Source organism: Kaistia algarum (genome assembly GCF_026343945.1).
Taxonomy (GTDB): domain Bacteria; phylum Pseudomonadota; class Alphaproteobacteria; order Rhizobiales; family Kaistiaceae; genus Kaistia; species Kaistia algarum.
Genome location: NZ_JAPKNJ010000003.1, coordinates 609,041 through 635,482, shown reverse-complemented (window position 1 = coordinate 635,482; position 26,442 = coordinate 609,041). Strand labels below are relative to the sequence as shown.

25 protein-coding genes are annotated in these 26,442 nt (G+C 65.3%); 11 read left to right on the top strand and 14 right to left on the bottom strand.

Annotation, left to right across the window (positions count from 1 at the left end):
• Positions 1-77 precede the first annotated feature (77 nt).
• From OSH05_RS21230 to OSH05_RS21215, 4 genes are all read left to right on the top strand, one after another.
• Complete coding sequence (locus OSH05_RS21230; protein ID WP_104220847.1) at positions 78-431, top strand: YciI family protein; 354 nt, start codon at positions 78-80, stop codon at positions 429-431.
• Between the two features lie 24 nt (positions 432-455).
• Positions 456-1,019 (top strand): dihydrofolate reductase family protein, encoded by a 564-nt coding sequence (locus OSH05_RS21225; RefSeq protein WP_104220846.1) that lies wholly within the window; start codon positions 456-458, stop codon positions 1,017-1,019.
• Positions 1,016-2,248: an RNA polymerase sigma factor gene (locus tag OSH05_RS21220; RefSeq protein ID WP_104220845.1), complete on the top strand. Its 1,233-nt coding sequence runs from the start codon at positions 1,016-1,018 to the stop codon at positions 2,246-2,248. The genes OSH05_RS21225 and OSH05_RS21220 overlap by 4 nt, the downstream gene beginning before the upstream one ends.
• 77 nt (positions 2,249-2,325) lie before the next feature.
• On the top strand, positions 2,326-3,333 hold the full coding sequence (locus OSH05_RS21215) for an LLM class flavin-dependent oxidoreductase (RefSeq protein ID WP_104220844.1): 1,008 nt from the start codon (positions 2,326-2,328) through the stop codon (positions 3,331-3,333).
• A gap of 3 nt (positions 3,334-3,336) precedes the next feature.
• Here the strand turns inward: OSH05_RS21215 and murI are convergent, their stop codons facing one another.
• Positions 3,337-4,122 (bottom strand): glutamate racemase, encoded by a 786-nt coding sequence (murI, locus tag OSH05_RS21210; protein ID WP_104220843.1) that lies wholly within the window; start codon positions 4,120-4,122, stop codon positions 3,337-3,339.
• Positions 4,119-4,934, bottom strand: coding sequence for an RNA methyltransferase (locus tag OSH05_RS21205; RefSeq protein WP_104220893.1), 816 nt, complete (start codon positions 4,932-4,934; stop codon positions 4,119-4,121). The genes murI and OSH05_RS21205 overlap by 4 nt, the downstream gene beginning before the upstream one ends.
• A 157-nt stretch (positions 4,935-5,091) precedes the next feature.
• On the opposite strand from OSH05_RS21205, the gene OSH05_RS21200 reads away from it, so the two are divergent.
• Positions 5,092-5,646 carry an HdeD family acid-resistance protein gene (locus OSH05_RS21200; protein WP_104220842.1) on the top strand — a complete coding sequence of 185 codons (555 nt, stop codon included), beginning with the start codon at positions 5,092-5,094 and terminating at the stop codon, positions 5,644-5,646.
• A gap of 104 nt (positions 5,647-5,750) precedes the next feature.
• Here the strand turns inward: OSH05_RS21200 and OSH05_RS21195 are convergent, their stop codons facing one another.
• A complete protein-coding gene (locus OSH05_RS21195; protein ID WP_133163157.1) occupies positions 5,751-6,869 on the bottom strand; it encodes a hypothetical protein in 1,119 nt (372 codons plus the stop codon).
• 224 nt (positions 6,870-7,093) lie between these two features.
• On the opposite strand from OSH05_RS21195, the gene OSH05_RS21190 reads away from it, so the two are divergent.
• Positions 7,094-8,308: an NADP-dependent isocitrate dehydrogenase gene (locus tag OSH05_RS21190; protein ID WP_104220840.1), complete on the top strand. Its 1,215-nt coding sequence runs from the start codon at positions 7,094-7,096 to the stop codon at positions 8,306-8,308.
• A gap of 124 nt (positions 8,309-8,432) precedes the next feature.
• Here OSH05_RS21190 and OSH05_RS21185 read toward each other — a convergent pair whose 3' ends face one another.
• The gene (locus OSH05_RS21185; RefSeq protein WP_165801698.1) at positions 8,433-8,834 is read right to left on the bottom strand and encodes an META domain-containing protein; all 402 of its coding nucleotides are present in this window, start codon (positions 8,832-8,834) and stop codon (positions 8,433-8,435) included.
• Positions 8,835-8,859: 25 nt separating this feature from the next.
• The gene (locus tag OSH05_RS21180; RefSeq protein WP_104220892.1) at positions 8,860-9,771 is read right to left on the bottom strand and encodes an AraC family transcriptional regulator; all 912 of its coding nucleotides are present in this window, start codon (positions 9,769-9,771) and stop codon (positions 8,860-8,862) included.
• A 152-nt stretch (positions 9,772-9,923) separates the two neighbouring features.
• Here OSH05_RS21180 and OSH05_RS21175 point away from each other — a divergent pair, with 152 nt between their 5' ends.
• The 3 genes from OSH05_RS21175 (at position 9,924) to OSH05_RS21165 (ending at position 12,674) form a co-directional block, all read left to right on the top strand.
• Entirely contained in the window at positions 9,924-10,781 is an 858-nt protein-coding gene (locus OSH05_RS21175) for an oxidoreductase (RefSeq protein ID WP_104220838.1), read from the top strand.
• Positions 10,782-10,840: 59 nt separating this feature from the next.
• Positions 10,841-11,863, top strand: coding sequence for an aldo/keto reductase (locus tag OSH05_RS21170; protein WP_104220837.1), 1,023 nt, complete (start codon positions 10,841-10,843; stop codon positions 11,861-11,863).
• A gap of 82 nt (positions 11,864-11,945) precedes the next feature.
• Entirely contained in the window at positions 11,946-12,674 is a 729-nt protein-coding gene (locus OSH05_RS21165) for an SDR family oxidoreductase (protein WP_104220836.1), read from the top strand.
• 19 nt (positions 12,675-12,693) lie between these two features.
• On the opposite strand, the gene OSH05_RS21160 is transcribed toward OSH05_RS21165, so the two are convergent.
• The 5 genes from OSH05_RS21160 to OSH05_RS21140 all read right to left on the bottom strand — a co-directional run bounded on the left by OSH05_RS21160 (position 12,694) and on the right by OSH05_RS21140 (position 20,037).
• Complete coding sequence (locus tag OSH05_RS21160) at positions 12,694-14,457, bottom strand: cation:proton antiporter domain-containing protein (RefSeq protein WP_104220835.1); 1,764 nt, start codon at positions 14,455-14,457, stop codon at positions 12,694-12,696.
• A gap of 14 nt (positions 14,458-14,471) precedes the next feature.
• On the bottom strand, positions 14,472-17,120 hold the full coding sequence (alaS, locus tag OSH05_RS21155; RefSeq protein ID WP_104220834.1) for an alanine--tRNA ligase: 2,649 nt from the start codon (positions 17,118-17,120) through the stop codon (positions 14,472-14,474).
• A gap of 141 nt (positions 17,121-17,261) precedes the next feature.
• A complete protein-coding gene (locus OSH05_RS21150) occupies positions 17,262-17,642 on the bottom strand; it encodes a GFA family protein (protein ID WP_104220833.1) in 381 nt (126 codons plus the stop codon).
• Positions 17,642-18,727: a recombinase RecA gene (recA, locus tag OSH05_RS21145; protein WP_104220832.1), complete on the bottom strand. Its 1,086-nt coding sequence runs from the start codon at positions 18,725-18,727 to the stop codon at positions 17,642-17,644. Before recA ends, OSH05_RS21150 begins: the two co-directional genes overlap by 1 nt.
• 218 nt (positions 18,728-18,945) lie before the next feature.
• Positions 18,946-20,037 (bottom strand): GGDEF domain-containing protein, encoded by a 1,092-nt coding sequence (locus OSH05_RS21140; RefSeq protein WP_104220831.1) that lies wholly within the window; start codon positions 20,035-20,037, stop codon positions 18,946-18,948.
• Positions 20,038-20,279: 242 nt separating this feature from the next.
• Between OSH05_RS21140 and OSH05_RS21135 the strand changes: the two genes are divergently transcribed.
• The gene (locus tag OSH05_RS21135; RefSeq protein WP_104220830.1) at positions 20,280-21,191 is read left to right on the top strand and encodes a pseudouridine-5'-phosphate glycosidase; all 912 of its coding nucleotides are present in this window, start codon (positions 20,280-20,282) and stop codon (positions 21,189-21,191) included.
• A 12-nt stretch (positions 21,192-21,203) separates the two neighbouring features.
• Here the strand turns inward: OSH05_RS21135 and OSH05_RS21130 are convergent, their stop codons facing one another.
• The 4 genes from OSH05_RS21130 to OSH05_RS21115 all read right to left on the bottom strand — a co-directional run bounded on the left by OSH05_RS21130 (position 21,204) and on the right by OSH05_RS21115 (position 25,056).
• Positions 21,204-22,058: a class I SAM-dependent methyltransferase gene (locus OSH05_RS21130; RefSeq protein WP_207778813.1), complete on the bottom strand. Its 855-nt coding sequence runs from the start codon at positions 22,056-22,058 to the stop codon at positions 21,204-21,206.
• A gap of 6 nt (positions 22,059-22,064) precedes the next feature.
• On the bottom strand, positions 22,065-22,394 hold the full coding sequence (locus OSH05_RS21125) for a hypothetical protein (protein ID WP_266352913.1): 330 nt from the start codon (positions 22,392-22,394) through the stop codon (positions 22,065-22,067).
• Positions 22,395-22,456: 62 nt separating this feature from the next.
• On the bottom strand, positions 22,457-23,725 hold the full coding sequence (locus OSH05_RS21120; RefSeq protein ID WP_104220828.1) for a cytochrome P450: 1,269 nt from the start codon (positions 23,723-23,725) through the stop codon (positions 22,457-22,459).
• Between the two features lie 71 nt (positions 23,726-23,796).
• Complete coding sequence (locus tag OSH05_RS21115; RefSeq protein ID WP_104220827.1) at positions 23,797-25,056, bottom strand: cytochrome P450; 1,260 nt, start codon at positions 25,054-25,056, stop codon at positions 23,797-23,799.
• A 152-nt stretch (positions 25,057-25,208) separates the two neighbouring features.
• Here OSH05_RS21115 and OSH05_RS21110 point away from each other — a divergent pair, with 152 nt between their 5' ends.
• On the top strand, positions 25,209-26,153 hold the full coding sequence (locus OSH05_RS21110) for an amidohydrolase family protein (RefSeq protein ID WP_323181477.1): 945 nt from the start codon (positions 25,209-25,211) through the stop codon (positions 26,151-26,153).
• Positions 26,154-26,442 lie beyond the last annotated feature (289 nt).

The following is a 26,442-nucleotide window of genomic DNA, read 5'->3' as shown; positions in this document are numbered from 1 at the left end:
TCCATCGGGGCGAAGCTCGCGCGTCATTGGGTTGGCGGGGCATAGGGCTCCGACCTTTCGCACGAGGAAGACAGACCATGCAGTACATGCTCCTGCTCTATCTGGACGAGACCGCCTGGCCGACCATGACGCCGGAGCAGCAGGCGGAGGGCATTGCCGCCTACGGCGCCTATATCGAAGCGCTCACGAAATCTGGAGCGCTTGTCGGCACCGGCCGCCTCCAGCCGACCCATCTGGCGACGACCGTCCGCCTGCAGGATGGTAAGCCACTCGTTCTCGATGGCCCCTATGCCGACACCAAGGAGCAGCTCGGGGGATATTTCCTGATCGAGGCGCCCGATCTCGACGCGGCTCTTGCCTGGACGGCGCGCTGTCCGACCGTCAGCCACGGCGTCGTCGAAGTCCGGCCCATCTGGCCGATGTCGGGCTGAAGCCGCAATCAGAGGAGACCGTCGATGGCGCGTCTCAGTGTCTTCGAGCAGGTGTCGGTCGACGGATATTTCGTCGACCGGCACGGCGATATGAGCTGGGCCAAGGGCCGACGCGACGAGGAGTTCGATGCTTTCGTCGAGGGCAATGCCGCAGGCGGCAGCACGCTGGTCTTCGGCCGCGTCACCTATGAGATGATGGCGAGTTTCTGGCCCACCAACTGGGCCGCCAGCGCCAATCCCGTTGTCGCAGAGCGGATGAACGCCCTGCCGAAAATCGTCTTCTCCCGGACGCTCGGAAGCGCCGACTGGCACAATACGCGGCTCGTCCGCAGCGACCTCATTGGCGAGATAGAGCGATTGAAAGGTCGGGACAGCGACCTCGCCGTTCTGGGCAGCGGCAGCATCGTGGCGCAACTGGCAGAAGCGGACCTCGTCGACGAATATCAGATCGTCGTCTTCCCGCTGGTTCTGGGCGGGGGACGATCCATGTTCGAGGGGCAGACGCGGCGCTTCGGCGTCGAGCCCCTGGAGGTGCGCCGGTTCCACAACGGCTGCGTGCTTCTTCGCTACGAGCCGGCGCGCCAGTGAGCGCGGAAGCGTCGCGCCTGCTTGCCGAGGGTGTGGCACGGGCGAGCTATGGCAAGCTCGTCGCCATCCTCTCGGCGCGCTCGCGTGACGTGGCTGCCGCCGAAGACGCCCTCGCCGAGGCCTTTGCCGCCGCGCTCGTAGACTGGCCGCAGAAAGGTCCGCCCGACAATCCGGAGGCTTGGCTGATGACCACGGCGCGGCGGAAGATGACGGACCAGGCGAGGCGTCGGCGCACCGGCGATGCCTTCGCCGAGGCCTTCCGCATCCTCGCGGACGAGATCGACGAAACCGGCCGGGCGGCCATCCCGGACCAGCGCCTCGCCCTCCTCTTCACCGCCGCCCATCCCGCGCTCGATCCCGACATCCGCACGCCCCTGATGCTGCAGGTCGTGCTCGGCCTCGACGCGAAGCAGATCGCCTCCGCATTCCTTGCCTCGCCGGCCGCGATGGCCAAGCGGCTCGTGCGCGCCAAGGCGAAGATCCGCGAGGCCGGCATCCCCTTCGCCATCCCCGACCGCGAAGCGATGCCCGAGCGGCTGGATGCGGTGCTCGCAGCGATCTATGCCGCCTATTCCGAGGGTTGGGGCAATATGGAGGCCGACGGCCGGGACCTGACCGGGGAAGCGATATTCCTGGCGCGGATCGTTGCGGAGTTGCTGCCGGACGAAGCCGAGGCGATCGGTCTCCTCGCCCTCCTTCTCCATACCGACGCGCGCCGCCCGGCCCGGCGGAGCAATAGCGGCGACTATGTTCCGCTGTCCGAACAGTCGCCGGCGCTCTGGGACGCCGCAAGGATCAGCGAGGCCGAGACGCTGCTGCGACGCGCCGCATCGCTCCGCAGGATCGGCCGCTATCAGATCGAGGCCGCGCTGCAATCGGCTCACGCCGTGCGCCACCGCGACGGCGTCGACAACTGGTCGGACTTGCTCCGTCTCTATGATGCGCTTGTGGCGCTGGTGCCCTCGCCCGTGATCGTCATCAACCGCGCCCTGGCGCTCGCCGAGATTGAGGGACCGCTAGCCGGCCTCGCTGCGCTTGACGGCATCGCGGCCGAGCCTCGTCTCGCCGAATATCAGCCCTATTGGGCCGCACGCGCCGATCTCCTCGCCCGCGCCGACGACGCTGACAGCGCAGCGGAAGCCTTCGATCGCGCGATCGGCCTTGCCAGCGATCCGGCCGTCCGGCGCTTCCTGCTGAAGCGGCGCACGGCGCTCTTCAAAAATCGATAAGCTCGTCTTACGGTTTGCCCCTCGCCAAGCGCGATCGGAAACCCCAGATAGGGGCGACAGCCAATCGGGAACCTCCCATGCCGCAGCTCGCCGATACGCCTCTCTCCGTCCTCGATCTCGCCCCGATCCGCCAGGGAGGAACGGCCACGGAGGCCTTCGCGCAGGCCGTTGCGCTCGCCCGCCATGTCGAGGGCCTCGGTTTCAAGCGCTTCTGGCTGGCCGAGCATCACAACATGCCGGGCATCGCCTCATCGGCAACCTCGGTGCTGATCGGGCATATCGCCGGCCAGACCTCGACGATCCGTGTCGGCTCCGGCGGCGTCATGCTGCCGAACCACGCCCCGATCGTCATTGCCGAGCAGTTTGGCACGCTGGAGGCGCTCTATCCCGGCCGCATCGATCTGGGCCTCGGCCGCGCGCCCGGCACCGATCCGCTGACGACGCGGGCACTGCGCCGCGATCTCGCCGATGACGAAAACGCCTTCCCTCGCAATGTGCAGGAATTGCTCGCGCTCCTCGCCGCGCCGGGCGAATTGCAGCGGGTGCGCGCCGTCCCCGGTTCAGGTTCGAACGTGCCCGTCTGGCTGCTGGGCTCCTCGACCTTCTCGGCGCAACTGGCCGGCATGCTCGGCCTGCCCTTCGCCTTTGCCAGCCATTTCGCGCCGCAGCGGCTGATGGAGGCGATCGACGTCTATCGGCATTTCTTCAAGCCGTCGGAATATCTGGAGAAGGCGCATCTGATGGTGGGCCTGCCGGTCATCGCCGCCGACAGCGACGAGCAGGCGCACTACCTCGCCACCTCGACCTATCAACGCCTGATCAACCTCGTCCGCGGTCGTCCCACCGTGCTGGTGCCGCCGGTCGAAAGCATGGACGGCCTTTGGGACGAGCGCGAAGAAGCCTATGTGCGCTCGCATCTCGGTGTTGCCATCATCGGCGGCCCGGAAACGGTCAGGCAACGCCTTGAAGCCTTTGTCGAGCAGACTGGTGCCGACGAATTGATCATCACCTCGGACTTCTACGAGCCCGCCGACAGGATGCGATCGTTCGATATCATCGCGGCGGCAAAGTCCGGTGGCGCCTGATCCTTATCCCGCCTTCAGCCCGAATCCAGCCAGCAGCGGTAGCAGCGCCGCCGGCCAAGACTTACCCGAAGTCAGGTAAGCCGATCCGGCGCCACGCGGCTCTTCCGGCGCCTCGGTGAGGCCGAGCAGGGAGACGACTCGGCGGGCGATCGCCTCCGCCGGGTCGATCCAATCGACCGGCCAGGGAGCGAGCGCCTGAAAGCGCTCAAGCAGGAAGGGATAATGCGTGCAGGCGAGCACGACCTTGTCGGTGCGCCGTCCCTGGACCTCGATGAAGGCCGGCTCGATCTCGATACGGATCGCTTCGTCCTCAATGATCTCGCCGCGCATGGCCGCCTCGGCCAGCGGCGCCAGTTCCGACGAGCCGACAAGGCGGACGTGACAGCTCTGCGCGAACTGGCGGATAAGCTCGCGCGTATAGTCGCGCCTCATCGTCCCCGGCGTCGCCAGCACGCCGATGACACCGCTCTTCGTCGTCTCCGCCGCCGGCTTGATCGCCGGGACCGTACCGACGAAGGGAATGGCATGCGTGGCCCGCAGCGGCGGCAGCACCAGCGTCGAAGCGGTATTGCAGGCGATCACGACGGCGTCAGGCCGGTGCCGCTCGATCAGGCGGCCCATCAGCGCGACGATGTGATCCTTGAGCGGTTCGCCTTCCCAGTCGCCATAGGGAAAGGCCGCATCGTCCGCGACATAGGCGATTTCGGCGGCCGGCACGCGGCGGCGAATCTCCTTCAGCACCGAAAGGCCGCCCACGCCCGAATCGAAGACGAGGAGGCGGAGGCTCAATCCTCGCTCTCCCGGCTGGTGGTAAGCGAGCCATCAGCGCGTTGGCGCGGCCGGGTGGGTCTGTTCTCCAGCGCCGCGACAACGCCGCGCAGCGTGCGCACATCCTGCTCGGTGAAGCTCGCCCGCTGCAACATGGCGCGAAGCGTCGCGACGACGGACGGCTTCTTTTCCGGCGGGCGAAAGAAGGTGACGGCGTCGAGCGCCCGCTCCAGATGCTCGTAGAGGCCGAGCATCTCTTCCTTGCTGGCCGGACGGGAATCGAGACGCGTGGTGAAGCGCAGCCCCTCCTCCTCGCTCTCCAGACCGCTGCGGCGCCATTCATAGGCGAGGATCAGCACGGCCTGCGCCACATTGAGCGAGGCGAAGCGCGGATCGATCGGCAGTGTCACGATCTCATCGGCGAGCGATATCTCTTCATTGGTAAGCCCGATGCGCTCGCGGCCGAACAGTATACCGGGCCGAATGCCGGCCGCGATGTGGCCGCGCATGATCGGCGCCGCCGAGGCCGGCCCGCGCACGGGTTTCGCCAGATCGCGGGGGCGCGCCGTCGTCGCCACCAGATAGCCGAGATCGGCGACGGCCTCTTCGACGCTTTGAAAGAGGCGGATGCGGTCGAACACATGATCGGCCCGGCTCGCGGCCCGGCGGGCGCTGTCGCTCGGCCAGCCATCGCGCGGCTTGACGATCCGGAGGTCCATCAGGCCGAAATTCGCCATCGCCCGCGCGGCCGTGCCGATGTTCTCGCCGAGCTGCGGCTCGACCAAAATAACGGCAGGCCCATCGGCGAGAAGAGAGAGTGAAATATCGTTCATCGGGCAAGAATGTTGGAAGACATGCTGGTCCGGTCCTACCGCATCCGTGCCTGGCATGCCAGCCGCGCCCATACGGGCTTCCGGCTGTATGCAACATTCAATTGTCTCCCCGCCTCCATTGCGCGACAATTGCGAAGTCGAGTCGGAGGGTTGGGTCATGGCAACGACGGTCTATAAGAGCATTTCGCAGACGGTGCAGGAGAAATGGGGCTGGTTCATGCTCCTCGGCATCGTCTTCCTCATCGGTGGCTTTTTCGCCATCGCCATGCCGCTGGTCTCGTCGATCGCGGTCGGCATCTTCCTGGCGGCGGTTCTCGTCGTGGCGGGCATCTTCCAGATCTGGCAGGCCTTCAGCGTGCAGAGCTGGACCGGCTTCATCTGGCAACTCCTGATTGGCATCATCATGCTCATCGGCGGCATAGCGATCTATATGTCGCCCGCGACCGGTAGCATCGCGCTGACCCTGGTCATCGCGGCCGTCTTCATCGCCAAGGGCGTCTTCCAGATCGTGCTGGGCTTCCGCCTCCGGCCGCATGATGGCTGGGGCTGGATCCTCGCCGCCGGCATCGTCGCGCTGCTGGTCGGCGTGATGATCCTCTCGCAGTACCCGTTCTCGGGCCTCTGGGTTCCCGGCACGCTCGCCGGCATCTCGCTGCTCTTCACCGGCTGGAGCTATATCGCGCTAGGCCTCGCGGCGAAGCGGATCGCCTGAGGGCGAGAGAAGCCTGGAACAGGCCAATCCCGGCGCCCACTGCGGCGCCGGAGTATGCCAAGCACGGCTGCGACCGGGCGGAAAGCCCTGTCGCAGTATGCGCGCTACGCCGCCATGGCTGAAGCCGGCCCGGCGAAGAGACGGCGCGCCAGCGCCCCGAGCCCCAGCAGTGTCGCGGCCACGCCGACGACCCATCCGAAAATCGGGATGGAGTGCAGGAGGCCGAGCGCGATCAGGCCAACCACCAGCGCGGCGAGCGCGGCCCAGCGATTCTCCGACGAACGCACCCGGAACCGATCGACCAGAGCGCCGCCCAGCGCATAGGCGCTGGTGAGGTATCCCGCGGCGAGCAGGAACGGCGTCAGCAGCAGCACGACCGGGATGAGCGGTATCCCGATCAACGAAATCGCCAGGACGAAAATCGATCCGAACAGCACCGACAGCGCGACGATGCCGGCCAGGAAGGTCCACCACGGCCGTTTCACCAGCGCTGTGCGGGCCCCGGAAAGCAGCGGCATCAGCGCCAGGATGAACAGCGCCCCAGCGACGAGCAGCACCAGCAGCATGACGACCAGCCCGCCAACCAGATCGCGGGCGAAATGGTCAACCGGGAGATCGAGGAGATGGGCCGTGACCCGGTCTGCTGAGACGATTTCCGCCGGAATGGCCAGGGTCTTGTCGCTCCAATAGCTCAGCGTTCCGTCGATGCGGGCGCCCGGCTTGAAGCGGATTTCCCGCGCGCGGATCTCGGCCGAGCCGCCAATCGGGGCGCCGATCTCGACAACGTCGCCCGTCAGAAGCGCGTGGCCGGCGACCGGTCCATCGAGGCGGACATAGCGGCCCGCCAGAAGCGCGTCGCCGCCGAGCGATCCCTTGGCGGTGATTTCGACATCATAGCCTGCCGCAATCGCGCTGCCGGTGACCGGCGCGTCGATCGCAACGGAAAAGCCGGCCCCGTAGAGGCTACCGCCGATCGGCGCTTCGAAGCGAACGTCGCGCCCGACCATATGCGCGGTGCCGGCAATGGCGGCCTTGAGCGATACGCTCTCGCCGGCGGCAAAGACGCTCTTCAGCCCCTGCCCGCTGACGCCGACATCCATGCCGCCGGTATAGAGATTGTCGCCGAGCCGGTGGGCGGCGTCCTCCGGCTGCGCGATGGCGCTGCCGGCAAGACCCACCAGGGTGAGAAGCACGATCGCGGACGATCGAAAAAGTCGGGCCATCGGTACCTCGGAGGCTGTTTGAAGGTCTGGCGGAAAGACCGAGGCCGACATAGCCGCGATCGCCGCCGGGCGCCTTGACCTTCGTCATGCGGCGCCGAACGTCGTCACGCGCCTTTGCGCCCCCTCCCCTCGATGCTATAGCAAATTCCGCATTGCACTCGCACCCGCCTTCGCGGTCTTCACCGCCTGCCGGGTCCGATCAACCCCAACGAGGCTCTGTTTCCATGGCGAAGATTAAGGTAGCCAATCCGGTCGTCGAACTCGACGGCGACGAGATGACTCGGATCATCTGGCAGGCGATCAAAGACAAGCTGATCCATCCCTACCTCGATCTGAACCTCGAATATTACGACCTCGGCGTCGAACATCGCGATGCGACCAACGACAAGGTCACGATCGAGGCCGCCGAGGCTATCAAGCGCGTCGGCGTCGGCGTCAAATGCGCGACCATCACGCCGGACGAAGCGCGCGTGAAGGAATTCGGCCTGAAGGAGATGTGGAAGTCGCCGAACGGCACGATCCGCAACATCCTCGGCGGCGTCATCTTCCGCGAGCCTATCATCTGCCAGAATGTGCCGCGCCTCGTACCCGGCTGGACCCAGCCGATCATCGTCGGCCGCCATGCCTTCGGCGACCAGTACAAGGCGACCGACTTCCTCGTTCCCGGCAAGGGCCGGATGACGATCAAGTTCGAGGGCGAGGACGGCACGATCATCGAGAAGGAAGTCTTTAAGTTCCCGGGCGCCGGCGTCGCCATGGCGATGTACAACCTCGACGAATCGATCCGCGAATTTGCCCGCGCCTCGCTGAATTACGGCCTGATGCGGAAGTACCCGGTCTATCTCTCGACCAAAAACACGATCCTCAAGGCCTATGACGGCCGCTTCAAGGATCTGTTCCAGGAAGTGTTCGACGCGGAGTTCGCGACCGCCTTCAAGGCCGCCGGCATCACCTATGAGCATCGCCTGATCGACGACATGGTCGCCTCGGCGCTGAAATGGTCCGGCGGCTATGTCTGGGCATGCAAGAACTATGATGGCGACGTCCAGTCCGACACGGTTGCGCAGGGCTTCGGCTCGCTCGGCCTGATGACCTCGGTGCTGCTGACCCCCGACGGCAAGACCGTCGAGGCCGAGGCCGCCCATGGCACGGTGACGCGCCACTATCGCGAGCACCAGAAGGGTAAGGAGACGTCGACCAATTCGATCGCCTCGATCTTCGCCTGGACCCGCGGCCTCGCCCATCGCGCCAAGCTCGACGACAATGCCGAGCTGGCGAAATTCGCGCTGACGCTGGAAAAGGTCTGTGTCGACACCGTCGAGGCTGGCGACATGACCAAGGATCTCGCCCTGCTCGTCGGCCCGGACCAGAAATGGCTCTCGACGACTGGCTTCCTCGACAAGGTCAGCGAGAACCTGAACAAGGCGATGTCGGCCTGAGGCCTATCAAGCCATTCGGCGGCCGAGAAATCGCCGAATGGCTCCTTCCTCCGGATGAGCTGTTTTCCTTCACGCGGCCGGGTTCCCGCTTCGCTGGAAGGGGCCAGACTTCCGGCCGGCGCGCCTATTTGGGTTCGAGCACCAGGATCGGCTTGCGGGTCTTGCTCTCGAGGACCAGCTTCTTCCCCTCGATCCGCCAGCTTCGGACGTCGTGGAGCGCAGCGTGGAACTTTTGTTCCTGCTTCACGACAGCCGGCTCGCACATCATCATCGAACTGCCGAGCGGCCCGAAATGGATCTTGGAGCCGGAAATCTTTGCCTTGCCGAACATGCGGTTGCAGCCGCCCGTTCCGGTCACGTTTCCCTTTTCCGACAGGTCGAGCTCGCTTGCCGGTTTTTCTGCGACGGACTTGCCCCAGATCGTCAGGGCGCGCCAATGACCCGCTGGTCCCTCCGTGGCGGCGGCACCGGCGGCGGATGTCAGGATGAGCGCAGCAGCGAGAAGAGCGGGGCGGGAGAGGCGCATTTTGATTTCCATGATGAACGAAGGCTCAGGCCTGTGACAGGATACGCCCCGGATCGCCGCCGGCGAAGGCGCGCAGCCGCTCGGCGTCACGAGCTGGCGGCGCTCCGAACAGGCGCGCATATTCGCGGCTGAATTGCGACTGGCTCTCATAGCCGACCGAAAATCCGATTGTCCCGGCGCCGTCCGATTCGGAAACGAGCCGCCGTCGTGCTTCCTGCAAGCGCATCTGCTTCTGGTACTGGAGCGGACTCATCGCCGTCACGGCCTTGAAGTGGCGATGCAGCGACGCCGGGCTCATGCCGGCGATTTCAGCCAGCGCATCGATACGCATCGGCTCGTGAAAATGGCGCTTGATCCAGTCGATCGCGCGGTCGACCCGCGCGAGGCGGCTGCTCTGCGCCACCATCTGGCGGAGGACACCGCCGGCCGGGCCGATGAGCAGCCGGTATAGAATCTCGCGCTCGACCAGAGGACCGAGGATCGCCGCGTCTTGCGGGCATTCGATGAGGCGCGCGAGGCGCAAGACAGGATCAAGCAATTCTGGCCCGATCTCGCCCAAGACCAGACTGACATCCTGCATCGGTCTATCGGCAGCCGGGGGCAGGCTCGCCAGGATGTCGACAATGGCAAGACGATCGAGGCGCAGCGAAACGCAGAGATAGGGAGCATCGGGCGTGGCGTCGACGATGCAGGCCGTTACCGGCAGGTCCACGGCGACGAGAAGAAACCGCGTGGGATCGTAGACAAGCGCCTGCCCGCCGACCAGCAGCCGCTTGGCGCCCTGCACGGCCATGACGAAGACAGGCTCGTAAAAGGCGGGAGCCGGAAGCGTGGTTCCGTCGGAACGAAGCAAATGGAGGCGGGGAACCGCCGTCGATGTGCGGCCGGGCACGGCGTTGCGCAAGACAATCTCGCGCAGTTCATCCAGTTGAGGCATGCGCTTCCTTTCGCGCGAGGCGGCACCCCGCGCAATCCCCGCCATGCTCAAGATCGGCATTCTGCGAGGATCGTGCAAGAAGGCGCCAGCATCCGGCTAACGCCATGGCGGCGCAAGCGCCATCTTCCGAACGCTGACCCAAGGAGTTACCCATGAGCAGGATCTGGTTCGTCACCGGCGCGACGCGCGGCATCGGCGCGGAAATCGTCAAGGCCGCGCTTGGCGCCGGCGACAGCGTCGTCGCAACGGGACGGAGCGCGGAGAAGGTTCGCTCGGCATTCGCCGATGCGGGCGACGCTCTGCTGGCCCTGCCACTCGATGTGACCGACGGCGCGCAAATTGCCGCCGCCGTCGACGCGGCCCTGGCGCATTTCGGCCGCATCGACGTCCTCGTCAACAATGCCGGCTATGGTCAGCTCGGCCTGTTCGAGGAGACCGACCCGGAGGACGCCGAGCGCCAGTTTGCCACCAACGTCTTCGGCGTCTTCGACGTCACCCGTGCCGTGCTCCCCGCCATGCGGCGGCAGCGTTCAGGCCATATCCTGAACATCACCTCTGTCGGCGGCATCCGCACCGCCCCCAGCGGCTCGCTCTACAGCGCCAGCAAATTCGCCGTCGAGGGCTTCTCGGAGGCTTTGGCGCAGGAGGTCGAAGCCTTCGGGATCGCCGTCACGATCGTCGGACCCGGCTCGTTCCGGACCGATTTCCTCGACCAGCGCTCGATCCGTTTCGCAAGGAATTCGATCGACGATTATGCCGGAATCTCCTCGCAGATTCGCGCCCGCTTCGAGGGCCGGAACGGTCAGCAGGCCGGCGATCCGGCCAAGCTCGGCAAGGTCATCGTCGATCTCGTGAAGCTGTCGAAGCCTCCCATCCGCTTCTCCGCCGGCTCCGACGCCGTCCAGATGGTTGCGGAAAAGATCGAAAGGTTGCGGACGGAGTTGCAGGAGTATCGCGACTTGTCGATCTCGACCGACGGGGACTACGCCTCCGTCGCCCGCATCGCCTAGCGGCCGCTTCCCAAGCCATTCGCTCCCACAATATTTCACAGCAAAGAAGGGATCATCCCATGCGCTACAACAAACTCGGCGGCACCGGCCTGCTCGTCTCGGAAATCACGCTCGGCACCATGACCTTTGGCGGTCGCGGCTTCTGGACGGCGATCGGCGAACTCGACCAGTCGGTCGCCGACCAGATCGTCGCCCGCGCCCTTGAGGCCGGCGTCAATTTCATCGACACGGCCGACGTCTATTCGGAGGGTCTTTCCGAGGAGATCACCGGCAAGGCCATGGTCAATTCCGGCCGCAAGCGCTCCGACATCGTGCTCGCCACCAAGGCGCTCGGCAGTGTCGGTCCGGGCCCGAACGATCGCGGCGCTTCGCGCGGCCATATCATGGACGCGGTCAAGGCCAGCCTGAAGCGGCTCGGCACCGACTATATCGATCTGTACCAGATCCACGGCTTCGACCCGCTGACGCCGGTCGAGGAGACGGTACGCGCGCTGGACGACCTCGTGCGCCAGGGTCATGTGCGCTATGTCGGCGTTTCGAACTGGGCTGCCTGGCAGATCATGAAGGCGCTCGGCATCGCCGATTCGCACGGCTGGGCGCGCTTCGCCTCGTTGCAGGCCTATTACACCATCGCCGGCCGCGATCTGGAGCGCGAGATCGCCCCGCTCCTGCTCGACCAGAAGGTCGGGCTGATGGTCTGGAGCCCGCTCGCCGGCGGATTGCTCTCCGGCAAATATGACCGTGACGGCAAATCGGCTGACGGCGGCCGGCGCGCCTCGTTCGACTTTCCGCCGGTCAACAAGGAACGCGCCTTCGACGTCGTCGATGTCATGCGCGAGATCGCCGGCGCGAAGGGCATCTCGGTGGCGCAGATTGCCCTCGCCTATCTGCTGCAGAAGCCCTTCGTGACGACGGTGATCGTCGGCGCCAAGACAGTCGAGCAGCTTGACGACAACCTGGCCGCGGTCGGCGTGACCCTTTCGGGGGACGAGATCGAGAAGCTCGACACAGCAAGCGCCCTGCCGGCGGAATATCCCGGCTGGATGCTGGAGCGGCAGAGCGAGGGCCGCAAGGCTGGCTGACGAGCGAAGGCGGCGGCTCACGCCGCCGCCTTTCCCGTCGACGCGGAAATGGCTAGCCTCCCCTGCGACGATGGGAGGAATCATGTCTGAATTTCACGGCAAGCGCATCCTGATCACGGGTGCCGGCAAAGGCATCGGCCGGGCCTGCGTGCTCTATTTCGCCGGGCTCGGCGCGAGGGTCATCGCGCTCTCACGCAGCGCCGACGATCTCGCGACGCTTGCCGACGAAACCGGCTGCGAGACGATCACCGTCGATCTTGCCGACGCCGAAGCGACCCGGCGCGCCGCGATCGAGGCGCAACCGGCCGACTATCTGATCAACTGCGCCGGCACCACGACGCTGGAGTCGTTTCTCGACACGAAGGTCGAGAGCTTCGACCATCTGATGGCCGTCAACGTCCGCGCCGCCATGATCGTCGCGCAGGAGACGGCGAAAAGCCTGATCGCCCGCGGCGTCCATGGTTCGATCGTCAACGTCTCCTCCGTTTCCTCCACGATCGGCTTCGCCGACCACGCATCCTATTGCGCCACCAAGGGCGCGCTCGACGCGATCACGCGCGTCATGGCCAATGAACTCGGCCGCCAGGGCATTCGCGTCAACGCGGTCAACCCCGTCGTGACGCTGACGCCGATGGCGGTGAAGGCCTGGAGCGACCCGGCGAAATCGGAACCAATGCTGAAGCGCATCCCGCTCGGCCGCTTCGTCGAGCCGGTCGAGGTGGCCACCGCCATCGCCTATCTGCTCGGCAACGGCGCCTCAATGGTCAACGGCGTGACGCTGCCGGTCGATGGCGGGTTTTTGATCGATTGATTCTCGCCCGCCGGCGGCGCTACGCGTCCAGCGCCGGCTTCGCTTCATCGGCTGGCGCCCCGGCGAGCTTGAGCCTTGCCCGCACCGCCTCCCTCGCTACGGCGAGGCGCTGGTCGACCGCTTCGTCGGGAAGGCCCACATCGGAAAGCAGTCGGCCGGCGAGTTGCAGACTGCCCTCCAGCGCTTCGGGTACGACGTCGCTGGCGCCCAGTTCGAACAGCTTCGTAGCATGCGCGATGCTGCGCGCTCGCGCATGGATCGGCACGCCCGGCCATTGCGCGTGCATAAGCTCGACCATGCGCTCCGCGACCTTGGGGTCATCGGCCGTCACGACGAAAGCGCGGGCGCGATTGGCGCCGAGCTTGCGCAGGATTTCCGGATGGGTCGCGTCCCCATAGAAAACCGGCTGGCCGTCGGCTTTCGCCCGCTCGACATGGCTGGAATCGAGATCGAGCGCGACATAGGGAATGTCCTCGGCGTCCAGCAGCGCTGCCACCGCCGCGCCGAAGCGGCCGAAGCCGCCGATGATCACATGGTCGGCATAATCCTGCTCGCCATGGACGCCATGCCGGACCTCGCTGCTCTTCGCGTCGAAGCGTTTGGCAAGGCGCACGCCGATCAGGCCGAAGAGCGGCGTCACCACCATCGAGATCGCCGCGATCGTCGTCGCGAGACGGGCGATATCCGGCTCGATCACATGATCGCGCGCCGCGAGGGTGAACATGACGAAGGCGAACTCGCCGGCTCCAGCCAGAAGGAAAGACGTCTCGATCGACGCACCGCGCGGGATTCGCGTAATGCGGCAGGCGAGATAGCCGCCCAGGAGCTTGACCACAGAAAGGACGGCGAGAGCGCCGAGGATCAGCGGCAGATCGCCGGCGACCGCGACGACGTCGATCGTCATGCCGACCGTCATGAAGAACAGGCCGAGCAGCAGATCCTTGAACGGCTCAATGTCGACATCGAGCTGGTGGCGATATTCCGTCTCGCTCAGCAGCAGCCCGGCGAGGAACGCACCGAGAGCTGCCGAAAGCCCGGCCGAGGCGGTGATCGCGCCGGCCACGACGATGATCAGCAGTGTGATGGCGAGCAGCAACGTCCGGTTGCCGGTCGCACCGGCCAGACCCATCAGCGGGCGAATGATGAAGCGGCCGAGCCCGATGACCGCGACGATGACGATCGCGGCGATCGCGAGACCCTTGACCAGCGAGAGTCCGACGCTGGCGCCTTGCTGGCCGAGAATGCCGACTACGATCACGATCGGCACCACCATCAGATCCTGCAGGATCAGGATGCCGAGCGCCGTGCGCCCGACCGGGCTGCCGAGCCGGCGTCGCTCGACCAGCGACTGCGTGACGATCGCCGTCGAAGAGAGAGCGAATGCCATGCCGAAGACGAGCGAATCGTCGAACTCAAAGCCCGACCGCGCCGCGAGGCCATAGAGCGCCGCCGTCGACAGCACCACCTGCAGCCCGCCGGCGCCGATCATCAGCCGCCCGATCGAGCCGAGGCGGGCGAAGGAGAGCTCCAGGCCAATGGTGAACAGCAGGAAGAGGATGCCGAGATCGCCAAAGGCTTGAAGCCGGCTTACATCCTGGATGGTCGCATAGGCGAAGAGCGGCTCGAGCGGCACGAGATGCCCGAAGCCGCCCGGACCGACGATGATGCCGGCGATCAGGAAGCCGAGCACGATGCCGAGCTTGAAATACTGAAAAAGCGGAACAACGATCCCGGCCGCGACCAGGAACACCAGGAGCTGTCGGCCGTCGGCTAGATGTTCCATCCCCCCGTCGGTCGCTAGCTCGCCAGCGCCGCCTCGATCGCTTCCAGTGCTGCGCCTGCCTTCGAACCATCGGGGCCGCCCGCCTGCGCCATGTCGGCACGGCCGCCGCCACCCTTGCCGCCCAGCGCCTCGGCGCCGATGCGCACCAGATCCACCGCGCTGCGGGACGCTGTCAGATCCTCGCTGACGCCGACGACCAGCGCCGCCTTGCCATCTTCCGATACGCCAACAAAGGCGACGATGCCCGAGCCGACCGACTTCTTGGCCTCGTCGACCAAGCTCTTCAAATCCTTCGGCGCGATGCCCTCGACGACGCGGCCGAGATAGCGCAGCGAACCGATCTCGCGCACGCCGTCACCGGCCGCCGCGCCGCCACCGCCGAGCGCCAGCTTCTTCTTCGCTTCTGCGAGTTCACGCTCCAGCTTCCGCCGCTCCTCGACCAGCACGGCGACCCGCTCGGCCGCCTCATCGGGCCGAACCTTCAGCGCCGCGGCGACCGCCTTCAGCCGCCGGTCCTGCAATTCGAGATGCTCGCGCGCCGCCTTGCCCGTCAGCGCCTCGACACGGCGAACGCCCGCTGCGACCGCAGCCTCGCCGACCAGCGTCACCAGGCCGATCTCGCCGGTGCGCCCGACATGGGTGCCGCCGCACAGCTCGACCGAATAGGCCTTGCCGCCGCGCTCCCCCATCGAGACGACACGAACCTCATCACCATATTTCTCGCCGAACAACGCCATGGCGCCGGAGTGCATCGCCTCGTCGCGGTCCATCAGCCGCGTTACGACCGGCGCGTCCTGCAGCACGACCTCGTTGGCGATCTCCTCGACCTCGGCGAGTTCATTCGCGTCGATCGGCTTCGGATGCGAGAAATCGAACCGAAGGCGATCGGGCGCGACGAGCGAACCCTTCTGCGCCACATGGTCGCCAAGCACCTTGCGCAGCGCCGCGTGCAGCAGATGGGTTGCCGAATGATTGGCGCGGATCGCGCCTCGGCGGCTATGGTCGACCACCAGGCGGACGGCATCGCCAGTCTTCACCTCGCCCTTCACCACCACGCCAATATGAACGAAGAGGCCATCGGCACGCTTTTGCGTGTCGTCGACGCGCACCAGCGCGCCCGATTCGCTTTCGATCGTGCCGGCATCGCCGACCTGCCCGCCGGATTCGCCATAGAACGGCGTCTGGTTAAGGACGATCGAGACGCTCTCGCCCTCGCCGGCCGACGCAATCTCGGCGCCCTCGCGCACCAGCGCCAGCACCTTGCCTTCGGTGGCTTCCGCCGAATAGCCAAGGAACTCGCTCGCCCCAAGTCGGTCGCGCAGCTGGAACCAGATCGTCTCAGCAGCCGTATCGCCCGAGCCGGCCCAATTGGCGCGCGCCTCGGCCTTCTGCCGCTCCATCGCCACCTGGAAGGCTTGCGTATCGACGGCGATGCCCCGGGAGCGCAACGCATCCTGCGTCAGGTCGAGCGGGAAACCGTAGGTGTCATGGAGACGGAACGCCGTCTCGCCATCGAGCGTCGCGCCCGATCCCAGCGAGCCGGTCGCCTCGTCGAGCAGCGTCAGCCCGCGCGCCAGCGTGCGGCGGAAACGGATTTCCTCCAGCCGGAGCGTCTCGGTGATCAGCGCCTCGGCGCGCAGCAACTCCGGATAGGCGCGGCCCATCTCGCGGACCAGCGCCGGCACGAGCCGCCACATCAGCGGATCGGCAGCACCCAGAATATGCGCATGGCGCATGGCCCGGCGCATGATCCGGCGCAGCACATAGCCGCGGCCCTCATTGGAGGGCAGCACGCCATCGGCGATCAGGAAGGATGTAGCGCGCAGGTGATCGGCGATGATGCGGTGGCTGGCGCGCTGCGCGCCTTCCGCCGGAACGCCAGTCGCCTCGACCGAGGCGCGGATCAGCGCCTGGAACAGGTCGATGTCGTAATTGTCGTGAACGCCCTGCAACACGGCGGCGATGCGCTCGAGGCCCATGCCCGTATCGATCGACGGCTTCGGCAGCGGCACGCGGTTGCCCGGCCCGATCTGCTCATACTGCATGAAGACGAGATTCCAGATCTCGATGAAGCGATCGCCATCCTCACCCGGGCTGCCGGGCGGGCCGCCAGGGATGCCCTCGCCATGATCGAAGAAGATCTCCGAGCACGGGCCACAAGGACCCGTATCGCCCATCTGCCAGAAATTGTCGGATGTGGAAATCCGGATGATCTTGTCGTCGGAGAGGCCGGCGATCTTCTTCCACAGGCCGAAAGCCTCGTCATCCTCATGATAGACGGTGACGCAGAGCTTTTCCTTCGGCAGTCCAAATTCCTTCGTGACCAAAGTCCAGGCAAGCTCGATCGCCCGCTCCTTGAAATAGTCGCCGAAGGAGAAATTTCCCAGCATCTCGAAGAAGGTGTGATGGCGCGCGGTATAGCCGACATTGTCTAGGTCGTTGTGCTTGCCGCCGGCGCGAACGCATTTCTGCGAGGACGTCGCGCGCGGATAGGGCGCAGCCGATCGGCCGGTGAAATAGTCCTTGAACGGGACCATGCCGGCATTGGTGAACATCAGCGTCGGGTCGTTGCGCGGCACGAGCGAACTCGATGCGACGATCTCGTGACCATTCTTCGCATAGAAATCGAGATAGGCCGACCGGATGTCGTTGACGCTGCTCATGCAAGGGAACCCGCTTGAAACCACGAAAAGCGGCGCCGTCCGGGCGCCGCTGGAGGGAACGTGCCGCGTTTGTAGCGAGCGAGCGCCGTACTGTCCAGAAAACGCATGGCGGGATATCGCATCCCCCCGCCCGCGCCGCGATCAGCGGCTGCGGCCATCGAACGGCGTGACCGCGACGTTGGAGAGATCGACGTCGTCGAGGCAACGAATATTGACCGCGATCATCTCGTTGCCATCGGGCCCTACCGCCCGCGCAAACGACTCAATGCCGCAATCCCGGCAAAAGAGATGATGGATGACGTGCCGGTTGAACAGATAGTCGGCGAGGTTGTCCTCGCCGGCTACAAGCTCGAAATTCGCCGCGGGGACGAAGCCCAGCAGATGGCCGCGCTTCTGGCAGATCGAGCAATTGCAGCTGATTCCGGACGAAAAATCACCGCGCACTGCGAAACGCACCGCGCCGCAATGACACCCGCCTGTGACCGTCCCGAGCGACGATGCCGCCTGCGCTATCGACGACATCAGGCCTCCATCGCCTCGTCATCCTCCCCGGCGCCGCCATCCTTCGCCAATAGCGCTTCGGCGAGCAGACCGGCATTCTGGCGGATCGCGAGTTCGATCGTCCGGGCAATCTCTGGATTGTCGCGCATGAACGCCTTGGCGTTCTCGCGGCCCTGTCCGAGCCGCTGGCTGTCATAGGAGAACCAGGCGCCAGACTTCTCGACGATGCCGGCCTTGACGCCGAGATCGATCAATTCGCCGGTTTTGGAGACGCCCTCGCCATACATGATGTCGAATTCGACCTGCTTGAACGGCGGCGCCAGCTTGTTCTTCACCACCTTGACGCGGGTCTGGTTGCCGACAACCTCGTCGCGGTCCTTGATCGCGCCGATGCGGCGGATGTCGAGACGGACCGAGGCATAGAACTTGAGCGCATTGCCACCTGTCGTCGTCTCGGGATTGCCGAACATCACGCCGATCTTCATGCGGATCTGGTTGATGAAGATTACCATGGTATTCGACTTGGAGATCGACGCCGTGAGCTTGCGGAGTGCCTGGCTCATCAGCCGCGCCTGAAGGCCCGGCAGGCTGTCGCCCATCTCGCCCTCGATCTCGGCCTTCGGCGTCAGCGCCGCGACCGAATCGATGACGAGCACATCGATCGCGCCGGAGCGCACCAGCGTATCGGTGATCTCAAGCGCCTGCTCGCCGGTATCGGGCTGCGAAATCAGCAGATCGTCCAGATTGACGCCGAGCTTGCGCGCATAGACCGGATCGAGCGCATGCTCCGCATCGACGAAAGCACAGATACCTCCGCTCTTCTGCGCCTCGGCGATGGTGTGCAGCGCCAAGGTCGTCTTGCCCGAGGATTCCGGGCCATAAATCTCGACGATGCGCCCGCGCGGCAGGCCACCGATCCCAAGCGCGATGTCGAGGCCGAGCGAGCCAGTTGGCACCGTCCCGATCTCTACCACCTTGTCGCTCTTGCCGAGCCGCATGATCGAGCCCTTGCCGAACGCGCGCTCGATCTGACTGAGCGCCGCGTCCAGCGCCTTCGACTTGTCCATTGTGGCCCCTTCGACGAGACGGAGAGCAGTTTGGGACATCCCAGCTTCCTTATTTCATAGTCACCAGAGTCGATCAAACGCCGTTAATGTACACGCTTTGTTCCCATCAACAAGGTGGTGACAAGGATTTGTAGGAATTTGCGATTCCGGCTTGCGTTCCCGGTCCGTTCGTCGCCGCGTCGGCGACAAGGCAGCTCTCAGCTGGCCAGAAGCGGCGAAGCGGGAACGATGCGGTTGCGGCCGCGGGCTTTGGCTACTTAGAGCGCGCGATCGGCGGCGGTCAGCGTCGACTCGAACGAGTCCGCGTCTTCGTCCGCGACCGCGAGCCCGGCACTCACCGTGCAGCGGATCGTTTCACTATCGCCGGCGAATCGCGCCGCCTCGAAGCCATGGCGGACGAGTTCGGCGATCTGGACGGCGATGGGCTGTGGTGTCTCCGGCAGGACGAGAGCGAACTCCTCGCCACCGATTCGCGCCGCGCGGTCACCAGGACGGATCACGGTCGCAAGGGTCGCGGCAAAGCGGCGCAGGACCGCATCGCCGACCGCGTGGCCGTGCCGGTCATTGATCGATTTGAAGTGGTCGAGATCGAAAACGACGACCGTGGTGCCTACCGGAAGCGGCCTTTCGCCATAGGCCTCGAACAGAGCGCGTCGATTGAGAAGCCCGGTCAGTGAATCCGTCAGTGCGTCCTGGCGATGCCGTGCGGCGAGCCGCCACTGGTTAAGCGCCAGCGAAAGCGCACCGATTCCGGTCATGCCCACCAGCGCGACGATAAGACTCAGATCTTCTGCCCAGTTCGCCGGCGGTCCGGAAAGGATTGCCTTGCCATCCATCGCAATCACGGCAGCGCAGAGGAAGAAGCTCGCCGCCACGACTCCGTAGAGGATGGACACGCCGATCAGCGGGACCCTCGCCTCGCGACGACCGCGCCAATACTGCGCCGCGGTCGCGCAGAAGATGAGCCCGGCAGCGAAATTGGCAGTGAAGAACCCGATCCCATCGAGACCGAACGCCATGGGAATTGCGACGGAGAGGATCGATGGGATAGCGGCACGGGCGAAAGGCGCAATCGGGGAGCGGAAACAGACGAACTGGACGGCAGCGCCATAGAGGGTCGAAAAGCCGAGCAGAAGCAGAACCATCGAAGCGGTCGCCCCGACCACCGTCGGCCGATGGACATAGTAGCTATACGAGGCCACCTGACCGACAAGAAAGGCGAGGCCGATCGCCCAGGTCAGCATGAATCGCTCCGTGCGAACGAGCAACCAACCGCCCAGAATGGCGATGGCGAGCCCGGCTGCCGAGAATCCAACGGACAGAAGCAGAGAATTATAGTCGAGCGACATGGCCCCCCAACTGGAAGCTGAACCGGCGCCAGTGCAATATCGTCGCGTAACATAGAGCGGCACAGGCCGCCGCGCCACGGCGAAACCTCTCCTGGGTCAAAAGTCCGTTCACAACCGATAGCGGGACGGCAAGCCGCATGTCGCCGTCTTGATCACGACTTGCCGTCGGCGTGCTCAGGCGGCATGGTCCCGCCGCGGGCGGCCTCGCTTCGCGCTTTGAAAATCGCCTGCGGGAGAATGCCATGTCCCTCGACCAGACCCTGCTCTTTTCCGATGAAGTCCGCGCCGCCAAGGCCGAGGGCCGGCCGATCGTTGCGCTGGAAACCACGATCGTCACACATGGCATGCCCTATCCGGAAAATGTCGAGACGGCGCTGGCCGTCGAGCGGATCGTGCGCGCCGCCGGCGCCGTTCCCGCGACGATCGCGATCCTGGATGGCAAGATTCGCGTCGGCCTGACGGCCGAGGAGTTGAAGCACCTGGCCGGCCTCCAGAACGTCATGAAGCTCTCGCGCGCGGATCTCGCCTTCGCGCTGGCGACGGGGCGGCCGGGCGCGACGACGGTCGCCGCCACGATGATCGCCGCCCATCTGGCAGGAATCCGCATCTTCGCTACCGGCGGCATCGGCGGGGTGCATCGCGGCGCAGAGACGAGCTTCGATGTGTCCGCAGACCTGCACGAGTTGGCGCAAACGCCGGTCGCCGTCGTCTGTGCCGGCGCCAAGGCGTTGCTCGATATCCCCAAGACGCTTGAAGTTCTGGAGACGCTGGGCGTTCCGGTCGTCACCGCCGGTCAGGACGAGCTTCCGGCCTTCTGGTCGCGCCAGAGCGGCCTCCCCTCGCCGCTCCGTCTCGACGCGCCGGCCGAGATCGCGGGCTTCATTGCCAAGCGCGAAGAAATCGGCATGTCGGGCGGCGTACTCATCGCCAATCCGGTGCCGGCCGAGAACGAGATTCCGGCCGACGTCATGCGTGAGCATATCGAGACCGCGATCGCCGATGCCGAGCGTCAAGGCGTCCGAGCGAAGTCGGTGACGCCCTTCGTCCTGGGCCGCCTCCTGGAGCTGACCGCGGGCAAGAGCCTCGTCACCAATATCGCGCTGGTGAAGAACAATGCCCGGCTGGCCGCCGAGATCGCGGTGGCGCTGCGCTGAGAACCGGAAGGTTCAGCCGCGCCACGCAGAAACCAGATGGCCGATGCCGGCGCGATCCAGCGGTGACGCGCCGCCGACATAGCGCCGCCCGAGATCGGGGCCGGCAAGCATCTCGATCTCCGTGAAGCCCATCGCCCGCAGGCGCGCATTGAGCGCATCTGGCCTGAAGAACGAGAGAAACGGCTCGCCGAGGCTCGCCACCCTTCCGGCAAGCGTCTCGAACGCGAGGCGCTGCAGGCGGCTGAGCCCGCCGGGCGGCTCGGCATAATCGAAGACGACCTCGACCTCGCCCGGGCGCGCGGCGATCAGCCCCAGCGTCGACATCACCGCCTCCTCGCGGAGATAAGGCACGACGCCGAGCCAGGAGAAGAAAGCCGGCGCTGATGGTTCGAGGCCGGCGGCCGCCAGCTTCTCGTCGAGGCGATCGACGGAAAAATCGACCGGCACGAAGGTGACGCTGTCGGGAATCGCGATGCCGGTGGCCGCGAGACGCTGGCGCTTCCAGGCCTGCGTCGCCGGGTGGTCGACCTCATAGACGACGAGGCCTTCGGCCGCGAAAGGACTGCGATAGGCGAGCGTATCGAGCCCGGCCCCCAGCACGACGGCCGTGCGGACGCCGCGCTGCACGGCGAGCTTCAGCCGTTCCTCGGCATAGCGGCTGCGCGCCGCGAGGAAATAGCGCAACGCCGAACCGCCCGGCGAATCGGACCGCGAAAGCTCGTCACGGGCAATCGCCGAGCCCCGATCGCCGCCGATGATGGTAAGCGCCAACGCATCCTCGAAGACGAGCGGCTCGTCGAGAAGCTGATGGGCGGCGCGGCGCATCGCGGTGCGTAGCGCCGTGGCGCTCGGTTGGCCTTCGATCAAGAGACGCTACTCCATACAGCCGGCATTCTTCAGCAGCGCCGTGGCGCTCTCCCGGGCAACGAGGGCATCGGCTTTGTCCGCATCGGAGAGGATCAGCACCGAAGCATCGCCGCCCGGCTCCAGGATCACCTGAAACGGCGAGAATGGACCGGACTCGGCGAGGGCGACTTCGCCGCAATAGCCATGACCATTGCGCGCCAGCGACTTCTTCAGATCGCGGACCCAGAGCGCCGTGCCCTTATCGAACTTGGCAGCGACAGCGGCACCAATGGCTTCGTTCAGCGCCGCCGGTTGGAGGGGCAGGCCCAGAATCGTCTGCGCGGAAGCAGTCGACATCGCGGCGATCCCCATCAGCGTCCCCAGAACCGATCGCAAAGGAAACATAGAGACGCCTTCCCTCACCACGCGACATTCAGGGAATCGAGGCCATGGAAGCGATAGGTGTCGCTATAGCGCGGCGTATCGACCAGATGCAGCCCGGGCAGACGGCGGAAGATCATTGGCATCGTCACTTCCATTTCAAGGCGGGCCAGCGCGCCACCGAGGCAGAAATGGATTCCGCCGCCGAACGAGGCGTGCGGCTGGCGCGGCCGAGACGGATCAAAGCTCTGCCCATTGGCAAAGCGGGCCGGGTCGCGGTTCGCCGCGCCGATGACGAGCCCGACGCGGTGGCCCTTCTTCAGCGCCACGCCGCGATAATCCAGATCCTCCAGCACGTAGCGATCAGTGATATGGACCGGCGGATGCAGGCGAATGCACTCGTCGATCGTGGCTTCGATCATCTCCGGCGAGCCCAGCAGGATCTCGGCATCCATCCCCGATTCGAGGATTCTCTTGATGCCGTTGCCGGTTGCGTGAACCGTCGTCTCATGGCCGGCATTCAGAATGAAGATGCAGTTGGAGACGAGCTCCGGCTCGGAAAGGGTTTCGCCCGTATCGCTCGCCGCGATCATGGTGCTGATCAGATCATCCGAAGGGTTCGAACGGCGATAGGCGATATAGTCGATGAGGAAGGCGGTGAACTCATGCGTTGCTGCGATGGCGGCAGCCACCATTTCGGGCGTGCGGCCGAGTTGGTACATGCCCGCCATCCGGTGCGACCAGTCGAGCATTTCCGGCACGCTGGACTGCGGTACGCCCAGCAACTCGGCAATGACGAAGGCTGGAACCGGAGTCGTATAGGCCGGCACGAGATCGACTTCACGCTTCGCCTCGAAACCGTCGATCAACGCGTTGGCCATAGCGTGGATACGGCCGCGCATCTTCTCGATCTGGCGCGGGACGAAGGCGCGGGCCATGACGGTCCTGAGCCTTGTGTGGTTCGGCGGCTCGCGCTGGAAGATCGACAGCGCATCCATCTCATAAAACGGCTTCAGCGGCTCCGGCACGGGCTGCCAGCCGAGTTCCTCGCGGCTTGCCACATGCAGGATCTCGCGCCCGAAGCGACGGTCGCGCGTTATCGCATTGACGTCCTCGAGGTCCAGGAAATTCCAGTTGCGAAACTCCTCCCAGAAGAACGCCGGCATCTCGGCGCGGATCGCCTCATAGACCGGATAGGGATCCTGGAAGAAGGCGGGGTCGCGAGGGTTGATCGAAACGCGGCCGCTCGCCGCATCGATCCGCGCCGGGATCGAGCCGGTCGCGTTAGCTTCGGTCGCTTCTTGCATGATGCCTGCCGTCCGGTGGCTCGGGCCTGCATTATCGGACCCTGCAAGCAGGAAAGGCAAGCTCTGCCCCCTCACCAGGCGACGCGCAGCGCTTCGAGCCCATGGAAGGGAAAGGCCTCGCGATAGAGCGGGTCGGTCGTAAGACGAAGCCCTGGCAGGCGCTCAAACAGGATCGGCATCGAAACCTGCATTTCGAGGCGGGCCAGCGGCGCGCCGATGCAGAAATGGATGCCGCCGCCGAACGAGACATTGGCGCGGAGCGGCCGGGCCGGATCGAACCGGTCCGCGTTCACGAACCGCGCGGGATCACGGTTTGCCGCGGCGATGACGAGGCCGACCTTCCCGCCCTTGCGGAACGAGATCCCGCCATAGTCGAGATCCTGCAACGCATAGCGCGAGAAGAAATGCAGCGGCGGATCGAAGCGCAGGCACTCCTCGACGGTGGCCGCCGTCTTGTCCGCATCCGCGAATAGCGCCTTCGGATCGAGCCCTGATTGAAGGATCGCCTTCACGCCATTGCCGGTCGCATGCACCGTCGCCTCATGGCCGGCATTCAGCAGCAGGATGCAGGCAGTGACGAGTTCGTCCTCGGTCAGCTTGTCGCCGGCTTCCTCGGCGGCAATCAGCGTCGAGATCAGATCATCCGCCGGCTTGCCGCGCCGCTCCGTGATATGGCCGCGCAGGAATTCAGAAAAAGCGAGCGTCGCGGCGACGGCGGCATCTTCCTGCTCGCGCGTTCGCCCGAACTGGTACATGGCGACCATCTTATGCGACCAGTCGAGCAGATCGTCGGCGCGTTCCGCCGGCACGCCCAGCAGTTCGGCGATGACGATGACCGGGATCGGCGTCGAATATTGCGCGATCAGCTCCGCCTCGCCCCGCCCCTCGAATTTGTCGATCAGTTCATGCGACAGCCGCTCGATGCGCGGCCGCAGCTTCTCGATCTGGCGTGAGACGAAGGCGCGATTGACCAGCGTGCGAAGCCGCGTATGCACCGGCGGCTCGCGCTCCAGCATGGAAAGCCCGTCGACATCATAGAAAGGCTTCAGCCGCGCCTCGGGCTCGGGGATGCCGACTTCCTCGCGGGTCGCAACATGCAGAATTTCCCGCCCGAACCGCCGGTCGCGAAACAGCGCGTTGACGTCGTCGGCATTGACGAAGCACCAGAGGCCGGACTGCTCCCAGAAGAATACCGGCGTCTGAGCGCGGATCGCTTCCAAGGCGGGATACGGGTTCTGGAAGAACGCGGGGGACTTGGCATTGAGGGAGACGCGGCGAGTGGCGGGGTTCAATGTGGCTTCGGCGGGCAGGCTCGGGAAATCGAGGGGCATGTCAAATCCGTGGTCTTGGAACGATCATCATCCGCAATGAACCCGCCGTTGCAAGCGCCGGCGAATCCGGCCGCGCGGCGCTTGGCGGAAAGGCCGTTTCGTGATCCGCTATCGCAGGATCGGCGCAGCCAGCGGTCGCAGCGCCGCCAAGGGTGGATGGAGATCGCGTGAACAGGCCGCAGGCAATCATCGACGCCCATCTGCATCTTTTCGACGACCGGGCGAACGCATATTCCGTCTTCGAAGCGCCAGACGCGACATTCGAGGCGCTTGTGGGCGACTATTCGGCGCTCCCGCATCGCTACGCGTTCGAGCACTATTCGGCAGACACAGATTCCCGGATCGTCGAAGGGATCGTCTGGCACGAATTCATGTCGCGCGATCCCGCGAGAGAAGTGAACTGGGCTCAGCGCCTGGCAGACTCGCTACCGGTGCCAATGTCGATCGTTGCGATGGTTGATTTCCTGGATCCGAGGCTGGACGAACGGCTCGATACCTATCGCACCCTGCCCAATGTCACGGCTGTTCGCCAGCACCTCGCCTGGGACGAGGTGAACCCGCAGCGGCGGATGGCGGCGCGTCCCGATTTCCTCCGGGACGAGGCTTGGCGACGCGGCCTCGGCCGGCTGCGCGATCATGATTTTCGGTGTGGCCTCGAGGTATTCGGTCCGCAGATGTGCGATCTGGTCGAGGTCGTCCACCTCTACCCCGACATAGAATTCACGCTGGCCCTCATGGGCTGGCCGCTCGACCTGGGGCCGGCCGGTTTTGCAAGCTGGAAGGAGAACATCCGCAACCTCGCGCAGTGCCCGAACGTCTGCGCCAGCCTCTCGGCGATCGAATGCATCTTCGGGATGGACTGGACCATCGAGACCGTGCGGCCTTGGCTACTGACGGCGATCGAGCATTTCGGGCCGGGCCGCTGCATGATCGGCAGCCACCTTCCGATCAGCCGCCTGTCCTTCGGCTTCACGCGCCTCTACGACGCCTATGACACGATCCTCGCACCGTTTTCGGACGAAGAACGCGACCAGATTTTTCGAACCACAGCGCGTGACTGGTTCAGAGTGGGGTTATCCAGCAGCAAGAGGGGATAGCCCTACTCCCCCGCGCCTACTTCATCGCCGTCGCCAATTGCTTCGAGCCCGGATACGAACCGATCAGTTTAGATTTCGACGTGCCGAGGCAAGTTTCCTATCGACGTTCTCGGTCTTTGGAGCGCTCCGCAGCAGGACTGGTGCTGCGATCGCAGCCTCATCGGCCGAGGCAATGCGTCCATTTGCACGCTCGCCATAGCCCGACGCGTCGTCGAAGAAGCCGAACCCGAATGACGTCGATAGGCGATCGTTACGGCCAAGCCATGCGCGGAAAGGTCTATGAAGACCT